At 60.2% G+C, this 12,193-nt stretch carries 9 protein-coding genes; 3 read left to right on the top strand and 6 right to left on the bottom strand.

All coding sequences use genetic code 11. From position 1 onward, the window contains the following. Both BV034_RS11410 and BV034_RS11405 read right to left on the bottom strand, forming a co-directional pair. Nucleotides 1-705 (bottom strand): AAA family ATPase (locus BV034_RS11410; protein WP_265592883.1); only part of this gene is annotated, 705 nt, incomplete at its 3' end. 325 nt (nucleotides 706-1,030) lie between these two features. After that, entirely contained in the window at nucleotides 1,031-3,412 is a 2,382-nt protein-coding gene (locus tag BV034_RS11405) for a serine/threonine-protein kinase (protein WP_050027081.1), read from the bottom strand. A gap of 214 nt (nucleotides 3,413-3,626) precedes the next feature. On the opposite strand from BV034_RS11405, the gene BV034_RS11400 reads away from it, so the two are divergent. Then, on the top strand, nucleotides 3,627-4,544 hold the full coding sequence (locus tag BV034_RS11400) for an RluA family pseudouridine synthase (RefSeq protein ID WP_050027073.1): 918 nt from the start codon (nucleotides 3,627-3,629) through the stop codon (nucleotides 4,542-4,544). A gap of 69 nt (nucleotides 4,545-4,613) precedes the next feature. Here BV034_RS11400 and BV034_RS11395 read toward each other — a convergent pair whose 3' ends face one another. The 3 genes from BV034_RS11395 to BV034_RS11385 all read right to left on the bottom strand — a co-directional run bounded on the left by BV034_RS11395 (nucleotide 4,614) and on the right by BV034_RS11385 (nucleotide 7,175). Beyond that, nucleotides 4,614-4,832: a hypothetical protein gene (locus BV034_RS11395; RefSeq protein WP_265592882.1), complete on the bottom strand. Its 219-nt coding sequence runs from the start codon at nucleotides 4,830-4,832 to the stop codon at nucleotides 4,614-4,616. 91 nt (nucleotides 4,833-4,923) lie between these two features. After that, the gene (locus BV034_RS11390; RefSeq protein WP_050027068.1) at nucleotides 4,924-6,045 is read right to left on the bottom strand and encodes a Gfo/Idh/MocA family oxidoreductase; all 1,122 of its coding nucleotides are present in this window, start codon (nucleotides 6,043-6,045) and stop codon (nucleotides 4,924-4,926) included. A gap of 122 nt (nucleotides 6,046-6,167) precedes the next feature. Continuing rightward, nucleotides 6,168-7,175 (bottom strand): methyltransferase, encoded by a 1,008-nt coding sequence (locus tag BV034_RS11385; protein WP_050027066.1) that lies wholly within the window; start codon nucleotides 7,173-7,175, stop codon nucleotides 6,168-6,170. A gap of 63 nt (nucleotides 7,176-7,238) precedes the next feature. Between BV034_RS11385 and BV034_RS11380 the strand changes: the two genes are divergently transcribed. Further along, nucleotides 7,239-8,138, top strand: coding sequence for a S1-like domain-containing RNA-binding protein (locus BV034_RS11380; protein ID WP_265592881.1), 900 nt, complete (start codon nucleotides 7,239-7,241; stop codon nucleotides 8,136-8,138). 102 nt (nucleotides 8,139-8,240) lie between these two features. Here the strand turns inward: BV034_RS11380 and BV034_RS11375 are convergent, their stop codons facing one another. Further along, nucleotides 8,241-11,276: a c-type cytochrome gene (locus tag BV034_RS11375; protein WP_050027064.1), complete on the bottom strand. Its 3,036-nt coding sequence runs from the start codon at nucleotides 11,274-11,276 to the stop codon at nucleotides 8,241-8,243. A 188-nt stretch (nucleotides 11,277-11,464) separates the two neighbouring features. Between BV034_RS11375 and BV034_RS11370 the strand changes: the two genes are divergently transcribed. Then, a partial coding sequence (locus BV034_RS11370) for a DEAD/DEAH box helicase (RefSeq protein ID WP_265592880.1) occupies nucleotides 11,465-12,193 on the top strand: 729 nt, incomplete at its 3' end.

Here is a 12,193-nt window from a genome sequence, read left to right as displayed (position 1 = left end):
ATGCAGAGACACTTCCGTCTCCTCCATCAGCTTCAGCAGGGTGGTCTGCACCCCGCGGCCATTCACGTCCCGCCCCGGGCGGTCACCTGCCGTGGCCAGCTTGTCCACCTCATCCAGGTAAATGATACCGTGCTCGGCCAGATCGATGTTGCCATTGGCCTTGGCTACGAGATCACGCACCAAGTCATCCACATCAGCTCCCACATAGCCAGTCTCACTGAACTTTGTGGCGTCGGCCTTCACAAATGGCACGCCGATGAGGTCAGCGATGTGCTTGACCAAGTAGGTCTTCCCCACCCCGGTCGGCCCCACGATGATCACGTTCTGCTTGGCAAACTCCACCTCGTCAGCCGCCTTCGGGTCGCGCTTGCGCATCTCCCTGAGCATTCGGGCGTGGTTGTAGTGGTCGCAGACCGCCGTCGCCAGCACCTTCTTGGCGTCATCCTGGCGGATTACAAACCGGTCGAGATACGCCTTGATGTCGGCGGGGCGGTAGCGGAAGTCCAGCCAGCTCTCGTCGTCCTCCGGGGGAGTCGTTTCCATGGTCGGGGGTTCCAGTTGTGCGCTCGGCCCGTCATCCTTGCCTTGGCCGTCGCGAAAACTGGTGAAAAGCACGTTCCCGCCAAACTGGTTCCGGATGAACTCCTCCAGTTTTTTCCCAATCTCGTCAGGAGAGTTGGGCGGATCGGGCTTCTTGTCGCTCATGCAGCAGAATACGCCCGCAACTGAGCCTCTGACAAGCCGACTGTGCCTGAAACTTTCAAAATTCAATTTCGAAACTTTCCCCGAAGATCAAGGCTTCTGGCGGCAAAACCAACCTTTGAGCGCCACAACTCATACGTCCTCAACCGCTCACCAAGAAGTCCTGCATCGGCATCCATGGTAGTTGGGCTGTCCTCGGCCGTTCGGTCCGCCGGAGCCAACTACCTCCCCACCTCCTCACCGCCCCGTCTACACTGAGAGTCCCTCACCTTCTCCGCTCCCCAACCGGCTGAGGACAGCCGGACTACTTCCACACGGCCACCGAGCACTAATTGCCCCCACTCTGTTCCACTCGCGCCCAACGCTGGCGGAAGGCGCGGTTTTCTTCCATGAGTTGATTGGCCACGGTATTCGCCATTTGGTCCAGACCTTGCATCTTCGCAAAGACCACGATCATCTCCAGGCGGTTGTAGTACTCCGTGGAGTCGCTGACGTTTTCCACCATGGCCTGCGCCACTGCCACCAGGGTCTCCGGCGTGAGCGAGTCGGTGGGGATGGTGAACTGGCCGCGATCAAGTGAGATGATGGCGTTGTCGAACTCCAGGCGCGTCAAGCGACCCTGCAGAGGCAGACCGGAGCGGCGGTAAAGCGTGCCGTTGTAGCCGCGGCTGGCCACGTCCGTCTTGAGTACATCCATGAACTCCTTGGCTTTCGTCCAGAGGTAGATCTTGTTGGCAATGACGTTCTGCACCTCGGGAGTCTCGAACTTCATGCCCTGCAACAGTTCCACCGCGTGGCTGTAGTCGTACCCACGCACCAGGGCCGGCAGGCTGTTGCTCAGCTCCGCAAGCTGGGCCACCTCACGCTGACGCAGGGAGTCCAGCCGCTTGCGCTCCGTCTCCTCAATCTGGCGGCGCAGGCGCGTTATTTCCTCCTGGGCAAATCGAATGCGGTGCGTGAAAAGATTTCTCAGCGCTCCATTGGTCTTGAGCTGCTCCAGCACCTTGCGGCTCTCTGCGACCTCATCACGCGCTTCATCGACGGTGGCAAACGGTTCTTTCCTCGGCTCGCCAGCGCTCTTGGCCAGCTGTACGTCCGCAATGTAGGGGGCGATCAGCTTCTTGTAGGAACTGATCCACTCCAACCCCCTGCCCGGAGCACAGGCATTGAAGGTCTCCAGCCACTCCACCGCCGCACGCGGCTTGCCGAAGTGCCACTGGGCCAGACCATGTGCCAGGTACCCGAGCACCTCCTCGGAAGTTTCCTCGTAGCTCACTTCCCGGCGGGCCATGCCCAGACCCAGATCCCGGCTCATGCGGCCACCGATCTTGCCGAAGAATTCTTTGAACTCTACCCCGCTCATCTCGCTGCCAGCACCGGCATCCTGCCGGATGGATTCAAAATATTTCTCCGCATCCTGCCGCTTGCCATCCACCATGGCGCAGAGGGCCGCGTTGAAGCGCGCCCAGTTCAGGGTGGGCTGCTTGGCCCGGCCGGATGAGATCAGTCCGTCAAAGAGCTTGCGTGCTTCGGAAAATTTGCCCTCCAGCAACGTGCCGCGAGCACGAAGGAAGATGTCCGCCACGGTCTCAGTGGAGGCCTCTGACGTGCCCCCCAGCGTGGTGAGTTCCCGCTCGTTGGTGCGGATGGACTTGACCTTCGTCTCTGGGGCTGGCTTGGCCAGCACTGCAATGATCGCCACCGCCACCAGGGCGCTCGCGCCCCCCAGGATGAAACGTTGACGCAGGGACTTCTCCCGAATCGTCGAGTAGCCGAGCAGACTTTCTGCATCGCGGAACGCCTCCACGAGTTCGTCGTAGCTTGCGTAGCGATCCTCCGGGCGGAGGGCCAGGGTCTTGTTGATCAGCTCACAGGTGCGGGGGGAAAACTTGAAGCCGCTGTCCTCCAGACGCACCACCCGGCTCTTGATCACCTTGAGCTCCTGGATGGAGTTCGTGTTCGCCTTGTGCGGCGGCTTGCCGGTGAGAGCGTGATAAAGGGTCGCGCCCAAGCTATAGATGTCACTCCGGAAGTCCTCGCGATCATCGCGCACCTTCTCAGGTGCCACATAAAAAGGGGTGGCCCAGATTTCGCCAGAATCATCCACGTCCCGCGCATGGAAGAGCGCCAGACCAAAGTCCACGATTTTAGGCGTGTTTTCCTCAGTAAAGAGGATGTTCGCCGGCTTCACGTCGCGGTGGATGAGACCTTCGCGATACGCAGCACGCAGCCCCTCGGCCACTGCACGACCTACCCGGAGGGCTTCTGCCTCTGTAAGACGCTCATTCTCAGTGATTCGATGCTCCAGGCTGCCTCCTGCCACCAGCTCCATGGCGATGTAGAAGTTCCCCTGGTCCTTACCCACGGAGTAGAGCTTCACCACGTTCGGGTGAGTCACCGCAGCCGTCAGCTGAGCTTCCCGCTCGAAACTGGCCATCCGCACACTGTCCTTGCTATAGTGGCGATTGAGGATCTTCAGCGCCACGTGGCGGCCCAGGGTGGAGTCTTCGGCGTCAAACACGCGGCTCATGCCGCCTTCACCAATCTGCTTGATGATGGAAAAGTGGTCGAACTTGCGGCGGACTCGAACAAACTCGCCGCAGTGCGGACAGGCCACCTTGGAGTAGGGCTCAAGCGTTGAGACGTCAATCACGCCTTCGCAGGCCGGGCAGGTGCTGTAATATTGGAAGATGTCTTGGGGGGGTGTCACAGGACGCGGAGGGTAGCTCGAAAACCGAGGTTCTCAAAGCTGAAAGTTGAGGACAACTTTGTCACTAGGAGGTCAGAGAACGGCCGTTCCACTCACGCAATTACTTTGTAAAGCAGAGGACAGGCCATGTCGTTTTTATTTATGAAAATTAAACGACCGGAAGTCGAGTTGGTTTCGCCGCTTGCGAAAAGAAATCGAAATTTCATACTGACCGATGGATTTCACGGTCAATGAATCAGCCCCTGCCAAGCAGCGGCTGGATCACTATTTGCAGGGCGAGTTGCCCGACATGTCTCGCACGCGTCTTCAGGGGCTGATCAAGGACGGCCACATCCTTCTGAATGGGAAGGCCGCCAAGCCCAATACCCCGCTCAAGCTGGGGGACAGCATCACGATGGAGGTGCCGGATCCGGTGCCCACGGAGGTCGTTCCGCAGGACATCCCCCTGACAGTCCTCTTTGAGGACGAGCACATCATCGTCATCAACAAGCCCGAGGGCCTTGTGGTGCACCCTGCCGCAGGCAATCCTGACGGCACCTTGGTAAATGCTCTGCTCTTCCACTGCAAAAACCTCAGCGGCATCGGAGGCGAGCTGCGCCCGGGCATTGTCCATCGGCTGGACAAGGAAACCAGTGGCTGCATGGTCGCCGCCAAGCATGACCTCGCCCACACGCGGCTTACCGAGGCCTTCAGCCAGCGGGATCTGACGAAGATCTACCTTGCTGCGGTGAACGGATCCCCTTCCGCGTCCTCAGGCCGGATCGAGAACCGCATCGGCCGTCACCCGGTGGACCGCAAGCGGATGGCCATTGTCAACGGCGAGGCGGGCAAGGAAGCCGTTACCGAATGGGATCGCGTCGCTGTCCATCAAGGCTGCGCCCTCATCCGCTGCCGCCTGCTCACTGGCCGCACCCATCAGATCCGCGTGCACATGAAGGAAGCCCTCGGCTGCGCCATCCTGGGCGATACCATCTATGCCCAGACCCAGCGCCAGCTCCTCAAGATGCCCCGCCTCATGCTGCATGCCTGGAAGCTGGAGTTCCAGCACCCCATCACCAAGGAGGAACTCAAGTTCGAAGCAGCGGTGCCAGAGGCTTTTGGTCCATGGATGACAAAGAGCAGCAAGGGCTGAAACCACAGATGTTCACTGATGAAACTCTGACTATTGATCAGGGATTTGTCAGTGTTCCATAAGTGTCGATCAGTGGTTCTTCTCACCTCGCTCAAGCCCCCACACCAACGCCCGTCCTGCCCCTTGACGTCGCACGAGGCCGATCTCCTGCTCCAGCCGCTTCGTCCACTCGGGGCACGGCCGATCGTAGGGCAGCGCCAGTGTTTCTCTCAACTCCACCCAAGTTGCTCCCTGACGACGGCCTCTCAGATGCTTGTGAATGGCCGACTTGAATTCCACGTACCGCATGGCTGACCACAAAATAACAGGGCACTGATGCTTCCGCATAGGAAATTCATCAGTGCCCCGTGAACACGGTTCGGTTCAGACTGTCAACGCGCTAGGCAAGCGTCTCTTTAGGCAGGTGCTTGATCGCCCCTCCGTCGAGCGCACTCTCATGCGCGAGGATCCCCGTGCAGGTCCAGTTGGCGCTCTGCTTCGCATTCGGGAAGGGTTGGCGGCCTTCTACCAGGGCCATGGCAAACTCATGGGCCAGATGCGGATGGCTGCCGCCGTGTCCTGCCCCTTGCGTGAAGCTCAGATGGGCGTTTTCATCATCGTACACCCCTTTGGTGGTGTACTTCGCAATGCCTTCCGGCAGCCGGCTCGCGTAGTCGGGGCACTTCACGTGAGAAGGGATCTCCGGCTCCGGTTTCTTTGCAGTGTGCAGCACCAGAGGCTCGTGCTCGATGAGTGGCCATTCGACCGACTGCCTGCTGCCATACACGTCGATGCTCTCGCGATACTGGCGGGCGGTGTCGAAGAGGCTGCGGATGATTCGCACACTCAGGTCAGAGTTGCGCACCTTCACATGCGCTGTTTCCACGGCGAAGGGTGAGTTGTAATGACCGATGAGTTCCTCGCGAATGGTGCCGGAGCCAAAGCAGCTCACGTACTCCGCATCCCCATTCGCCAGACCCAGCACCGGACCCACGCAGTGGGTGGCGTAGTGCATGGGGGGCAGGCCCGGCCAGTAGTTCGGCCAGCCGTCCATGTCCTGCTGGTGGCTCGCCTGGATGAACTGCAGTTTACCCAGTTCCCCGTTGTCACGGAGCTCCTTCATGAACAGGTATTCCCGGGCATAGACCACAGTCTCCATCATCATGTAGGTCAGTCCGGTCTCTTGTGTGAGGCGGATGATCTCCAGGCAATCCTCCACGCTCGTCGCCATCGGCACCGTACAAGCCACGTGCTTGCCCGCTTTCAGCGCGGCGATGGACATCCAGGCATGATCCGGAATGGGCGAGTTGATGTGCACCGCATCCACTTCCGGGTCCCTCAACAGCTCAGCATAGTCGGTGTAACGCTTTTCCACACCGAAGTGGTCCCCCACCTCCTTGAGCTTCTCCGGATTGCGCTGGCAGATGGCCACGCAGGTGGTGTGCGGATGTTTTTGCCAGAGAGGAATGAACTCGGCACCAAAGCCAAGACCGACGACTGCGATGTTGAATTTCTTGCTCATGGAGGAAGTTGGACTGCCCCCATGGAACGTGCTCCTGCCGGTTTTTGCACGGACATTTTTTGTGCCCGTTCGGCCATACATCGGGTCGACCACCGCAGGCAGCCGACCCGGAAAATCGGCCCTTACTTGATGCCCACCACCATGGAATCCGGGCCCACCAAATGCTCCACACGGATGTCTTTGAACCCAACCTCTTCCATCCACCCCTTGCAGTCCGCTCCGCTGTAGTCAAAGCCTCCGTCCGTCTCCACCAGCATGTTCAAGCTCATCATCAGACCGAAGGCATTTTGCGACCGGTCGTCGTCGATGATAGAATCGTAGACGATCACCGCCCCACCCTCCGGCACCGCATCGTAAGCACGCCGCAGGAGCAGTTTCTTTTGCTCCAGATCCCAGTCATGCAGGATGTGCCCCATCATCACGACATCCACCTTCGGCAGGTCTTCGGTGAAGAAGCTCCCGCCTTGAAAGCTGAGACGGTCAGCCAGTCCCAGCTGGGCGGCATATTCCTCGAAGATCGGTGCCACCTCCGGCAGGTCGAACCCGATGCCCCGCAGATGCGGCTGGGCCAGCGCCACCTGCACCGCCAGATCTCCCTGGGCCGTGCCCGCATCCACAAAGGAGTTGTACTGTGCCCAGGGGAACTGCCGAGCAATCGCGAGATTGGCTCCCCGGCTCACCCCGGACATGGCCCGCAGAAACTCCTTCAAACGTGCGGGATCGGCATACAGCGTGGCGAACATGTCCTCACCGTGTTTGCCTTCGTTTTGCCGCAGCCCGGTGCGCAGCGCCTCCGTGAGGCTTCCCCAGAACTTGAACAAGCGGCTGTTGGCCATCTCCAGGATGCCGCCGATGTATGAGGGCTTGTTCTTGTCGAGAAACAGCTCGGTCTCCGGCGTGTTGCGGTACACCCCGCCCTCCCGCACCAGGAATCCGAGTGCGACCAGGGTATCCAGAAAGTCCCGTCCCCCACGCGGATGCAGCCCCAGCCGCCCCTGCACGGTAGCCACGTCACCTGGATGCTTCGCCAGCTCCGTGAAGACCTCCATCTCCACGGCGCTGAGCAAGACTTTCGAAGGCCAGAAGGCCAGACCAGTTTGAAAGATTCTGTCGGGGGTCGGATTTTCCATGCCACAACCAAACTTTGCGCACCGATTTTTGGCAAGCTAAGTCTTGATCATGCGCTATGGCGAATGACAGATGCCAAAATTTCCCTGCACAGGGATGTCATTCAAGGTACCTTGTTCACCATGGCCGAAATCGGAAAATTCAACTTCCTGCGCGTGGTGAGGCAGGCATCTCAAGGACTCTATCTGGACGGCGGTGCCTACGGTGAAATCTTGCTGCCTCGCCGCTATGCTCCGCCCTCGTCCATCCCGGGAAGTGACGTTGAGGTCTTCATCTACTCCGATTCCGAGGACCGCCTGGTGGCCACGACGGAGACGCCTCATGCCGTGGTGGGTGAGTTTGCCTGCCTCAAGGTGCTGGGGTTCAATCACCGCATCGGAGCCTTCCTCGATCTCGGGCTGAGCAAGGACTTGCTGCTTCCCATGAGCGAGCAGAATGGCCACGTGGCTCCGGGGGATCGCATCATCGTTTATCTCATGCTGGATGAGCGCAGCGACCGTCTGGTCGCCTCCATGAAGCTCAACCGCCACATCAACCGGACCAAGCCCCTCTATCAGGACGGCGAGGCGGTGGATCTGCTTATCGCGGATGAGACCCCGCTGGGCTTCAATGCCATTGTGGAAAACGCCCACTGGGGCCTCCTCTACCACTCGGATCTCAACGCCGCTCTTCAACCCGGCCAGCGCATGCAGGGTTTTGTGAAAACCGTGCGCCCAGATGGCAAAATCGACCTCCGGCTCGATGACACGGGCTACCAGCGAATCTCCCCGCTCACTCAGAAGATCCTCGACAAGCTCAAGGAAAGCGGCGGCCATCTCAACCTGGATGACTCCAGCCCGCCTGAAGCAATCCGCTACGCCTTTGGGGTCTCCAAGAAGTCCTTCAAACAGGCCATCGGCGCCCTCCTTCGGGAGCGCCGGATCCGCTTTGAACGCGGCGGCGTGCAACTGGTGGACGAAGACTGAGTCCCTCCCCACTCCCAAATAAAACGGCTGCCGGCATCCTTCGACACCGGCAGCCGCTGATAACGTCTCACGTCTAACGTCTCACGTCTAACGTCTCACGTCTCACTTCGCAAACCTCGCATCCTGCGGATTTCCCGCCGACAGGATGTAGGCCACCAGATCCAGCACTTCATCGGAGTTCAAGGTATTGATCAACCCTGGAGGCATCATGCTCACCGCATAGGGCTTCTTCTCCTTGATCTCCTCGTTCTTGATCTTCGTCAGCTGCGTGGGAGCAAACGGATTCATCATCACCATGGTGACGCCATTCTCCTCACCCACCGCCCGGCCAATGATCAGACTGCCGTCCGTACGGGTGATCTGATGGCTGTCGTACTGGTCGGAGATGACCTTGCTGGGATCAATGATGTTCTCCAGCAGATCCCGCAGAGTATAGCGGTTGCCTGCCCCTGTGACGTCCGGTCCGATGCTGCCGCCGTCACCGTTGAAGCGGTGGCAGGTGAGGCACATCGTGGAGTTGAACATGGCCTTGCCGTTCTCATAGTTGCGCCCCTTCAGGCCACCCTGGGCCAGCTTGAGTACATCCTCGACCGAATAGGCCTTCCCGGGCCCTTTTGGTGCCACATAGTTTGCCACCACTTGAGCATCGGACTTGCTGGAGAGCTGGTCCAGCGCGGCGCGGTCAGCATCTGGCACGAAGTTCACCAAAGCCTCCTGGCGCGTGTTTTCAATAAACCCCTTGAAGCTGTTCCCACCCTTCCACTGACGGGCGCGGGGAAACCATGAGAAGTAAGTCTCCCTAAGTTCCGGCGTCCAGCCCAGGCGCGCATTGCGCAGGGCGAACATATAGGCGATTTGCTGGCGGTTGGGCTGGCTGGTGTGCACATCCCCGGCGGCCCGGGCATAGCCGCTGTTGCGCGCCAGCAGTTCCTCAGAGGCGAGCTGACTGCTGTCATCCTTGGCCGTGGCCATGAGTCCCAGTGTCTTGGCCACCACCTGCTTGGAGTCCAGGGCAATCAGGATCTGACACAGCTCCTGGTTCAGAGCATTGTCCTTCTGAGGAAACAACGCCTCAAACTTCTCTGCCAGTTTCAGGCAGACATCAGGAGCTGGCTTGCCAAAGCGCACCAGGGCGAGCTCCCAGGCTCGCAGCAACTGCAACTGATGCTCCAGGTCCATGGTGCTGAAGTCAATCGTACCCAGTGATTCCAGAACCGGGGCCTGGTGGTTCTTGTTCCCGACGCGGCTCAGGGCAATAAGCCCCTCGATCCGCCCCTGCACATTGGGCTCCGTGATGGCCTTCTTGTCCCAGAGGTCCACCGGCTGCTTCTCGATCGCCACCCGGGCGGCATAACGCACAAAGCGGTCCGGATGCGACAGGTGCGGCCAGGCCTGACCGATGGCATCGGGATGGTTGCCATCCACATGGAATTTCTCAAGCTGGCGGCGCAGTTGCATTTCTTGCGTGGCCGCCAGCGGCTTGGCGCGCTCCGTGGACTCCTTGCCCACATAGGTCACACGGTAGAGCGCGCTCTGGGTACGGCGTCCCCCTACTGCAAAGTACATGGCCCCATCCTGCGGATGGACCAGCACATCGGTGAGCGGGAGGGGTCTCCCACTGATGAACTCCTCCTTCACGCTTTCATACGTGCCGCCCTTCGGCGTGCTGTGGATGGCGTACATGGTGCCGTAGGTCCAGTCCGCGGCAAAGACAGCATGCTGATACTTCGCCGGGAAGTTCGCCCCAGTACCGGCCACCACGCCCGTTGGGCTGCCGGGGCCGATGTTCACCGTCGCTGGCAGACTGTCGGCGTAGAAGTCAGGCCACACGCCGGATCCACTGCGCCAGCCGTAGTCCGCACCGCTCACACAGTGGTTGATGCGAGTGGGGCGATACCAGGGCATGCCCAGATCCCACTCCATATCCGAGTCATAGGTGAACAACTCCCCTGCGTCATTGAAGGCCAGACCATACTGGTTGCGGAAGCCGATGCAGAACATCTCCATGACCTTGCCCTCCGCATCCGTCCTGGCAATGTAACCGCCCGGTGCCAGAATGCCGCGCGCATGACCATTCGCGTCCCACATGCGAGGCAGGACATGATCCTCACCCCAGCGCTTGGGTACCAGAGAGCGCTCCATGTTCTCAGGCTCCTTGGTATGGTTGCCACCGTTCAGGTAGATGAACCGTCCATCCGGGCTGAGCCTCAGGGCGTGGGGACCATGCTCACCGCCCCCTTTGATGGCTCGCAGCAGTTGAGGTTCACCAAACGTGCCTTTGCCCAGATCTTTGAGCCGGTAGAGACCGCTTTCCTTGCCCTGGTTCTGCGGCGCACCCTTCTCGTTCACCATCACATACAGACTGTCAAAAGCGTAGAGCAGCCCATGGGAACCGCCGATCTTCAGATCCAGAGGTTCCACCTTCGCCTGGGAATTGGACTCCACAGGAGGCAGTGTCACGCGATAGATCCCTCCGTATTGATCCCCCACCAACAGCCGGCCTTGCGGATCAGTCGTCATGCTCACCCAGGAGCCCTGCTCTGCCTTGGGCACGGTATAGAGGAGATTTACCTTGAACCCGGGCAGAACGGCGATGTCCTTCGGATCCGTGGCCACTCCCGGCGCATTGTTGCCCGCCTTACCGCCCCCTTTGCCGAACACATCTCCCCAAGGACCCGCCCCGTACTTGGCCACCGTGACGGCTGGCTTCCAGTCCGTGGTGTTTTCTGCCGCGGCTTCCCAGCCAGTCCCTGTTTCCACCACCGTCTTCTTGCCATCACTGCCTTCCACAGTCAACGCGGCCACCAGACCGGCCGTGCCCCCTTCGTTGGAGGCCTTGATCACCAGCTCGTTCGAGCCAGGCTTGAGCGAGGCTTTCACATCTGCCTGGCTCGGCTCCTGCCAGTCCGGGTTCACCAGCACCTGCTTGCCATTGAGGAAGGCGGTGGCCCCGTTGTCACAGGTCAGTTTCAAAATGGCGGACTTGGCTTCGCCCGCCACCTCGAAAGTTTTGCGAAAGGAGGGTTTCTCCTTGTCCACAGCTTTGGTGGAGGCCCAGATCCACTGGGGTTCGGCGGGTAAGGGACTGGCGGCCAAAGAGCACACCAGGGATGCAAAGAGGAAACGACGACAGGACATGGTGGGACAATACGGGAAACTCGGGGCAAATTTAAACTCTCAATTTGCGAGGAACGTCACGCGTTCGCGTGGAGTCTCTCCCCAGCGGCCCCAACCTCCAGACCTGCGTACGGCCCTTCGGCACATTTTCGGGGCATTTTTCCCGATTCGCTGTACCTTCCCGGCCCCCCATTCCGCGCTCCTGCCCCATGCCTGCGATCCGTTATCCCGCTGATCTTCCCATCACGGCCCGCCGAGAGGAAATCCTCGCGACCATTCGCAGCCATCAGGTGGTGGTGCTGGCTGGCGAGACCGGCTCTGGCAAAACCACCCAATTGCCCAAGATGTGCCTGGAAGCGATGCCAGAAGGCACCCGCGGTCAGATCGGCTGCACCCAGCCCCGCCGCGTGGCTGCCATGAGCGTGTCCCGCCGTGTGGCGGAGGAACTGGGCGTCCAGTGGGGCCGGGAGGTGGGGTGCAAGATGCGCTTCAACGACGACACCAGTCGCGACACCCGCATCAAGTTCATGACGGACGGCATTCTGCTGGCGGAGATCCAGTCCGATCCTCTACTGCGGAACTACTCGATGCTCATTCTGGATGAGGCCCATGAGCGCTCGCTCAACATCGATTTCCTCCTGGGCTACCTTCAGGGCCTGCTGAAAAAGCGGCCCGACCTCAAGGTGCTCATCACCTCCGCGACAATCGACACGGAGGCCTTTTCCAAGGCCTTTGGCAACGCCCCCATCATCGAGGTCTCCGGCCGCATGTACCCGGTGGACGTTCGCTACGCCCCGGTCGAGGCCGGCGACGACGATCTCAGCCTGCTGGAGGCGGCGGTCAATGCGGTGGAAGACGCCCTCATCGAGTCTGAGAACGGTGACGTTCTCGTCTTCATGCCCACAGAGCGCGACATCCGCGAGACGCGCGATCTCCTG

It is taken from the genome of Verrucomicrobium sp. BvORR034 (assembly GCF_000739635.1).
Classification (GTDB): domain Bacteria; phylum Verrucomicrobiota; class Verrucomicrobiia; order Verrucomicrobiales; family Verrucomicrobiaceae; genus Verrucomicrobium.
Note: the sequence above shows the minus strand (reverse complement) of the source record. Positions and strands in the feature narration are given on the sequence as shown.

Bases quoted from the DNA above. Each gene is read 5' to 3' on its own strand.
- BV034_RS11375 (WP_050027064.1), bottom strand. From the start codon at position 11,276: ATGTCCTGTCGTCGTTTCCTCTTTGCATCCCTGGTGTGCTCTTTGGCC.
- BV034_RS11380 (WP_265592881.1), top strand. From the start codon at position 7,239: ATGACAGATGCCAAAATTTCCCTGCACAGGGATGTCATTCAAGGTACC.
- BV034_RS11390 (WP_050027068.1), bottom strand. From the start codon at position 6,045: ATGAGCAAGAAATTCAACATCGCAGTCGTCGGTCTTGGCTTTGGTGCC.
- BV034_RS11385 (WP_050027066.1), bottom strand. From the start codon at position 7,175: ATGGAAAATCCGACCCCCGACAGAATCTTTCAAACTGGTCTGGCCTTC.
- BV034_RS11395 (WP_265592882.1), bottom strand. From the start codon at position 4,832: ATGCGGTACGTGGAATTCAAGTCGGCCATTCACAAGCATCTGAGAGGC.
- BV034_RS11400 (WP_050027073.1), top strand. From the start codon at position 3,627: ATGGATTTCACGGTCAATGAATCAGCCCCTGCCAAGCAGCGGCTGGAT.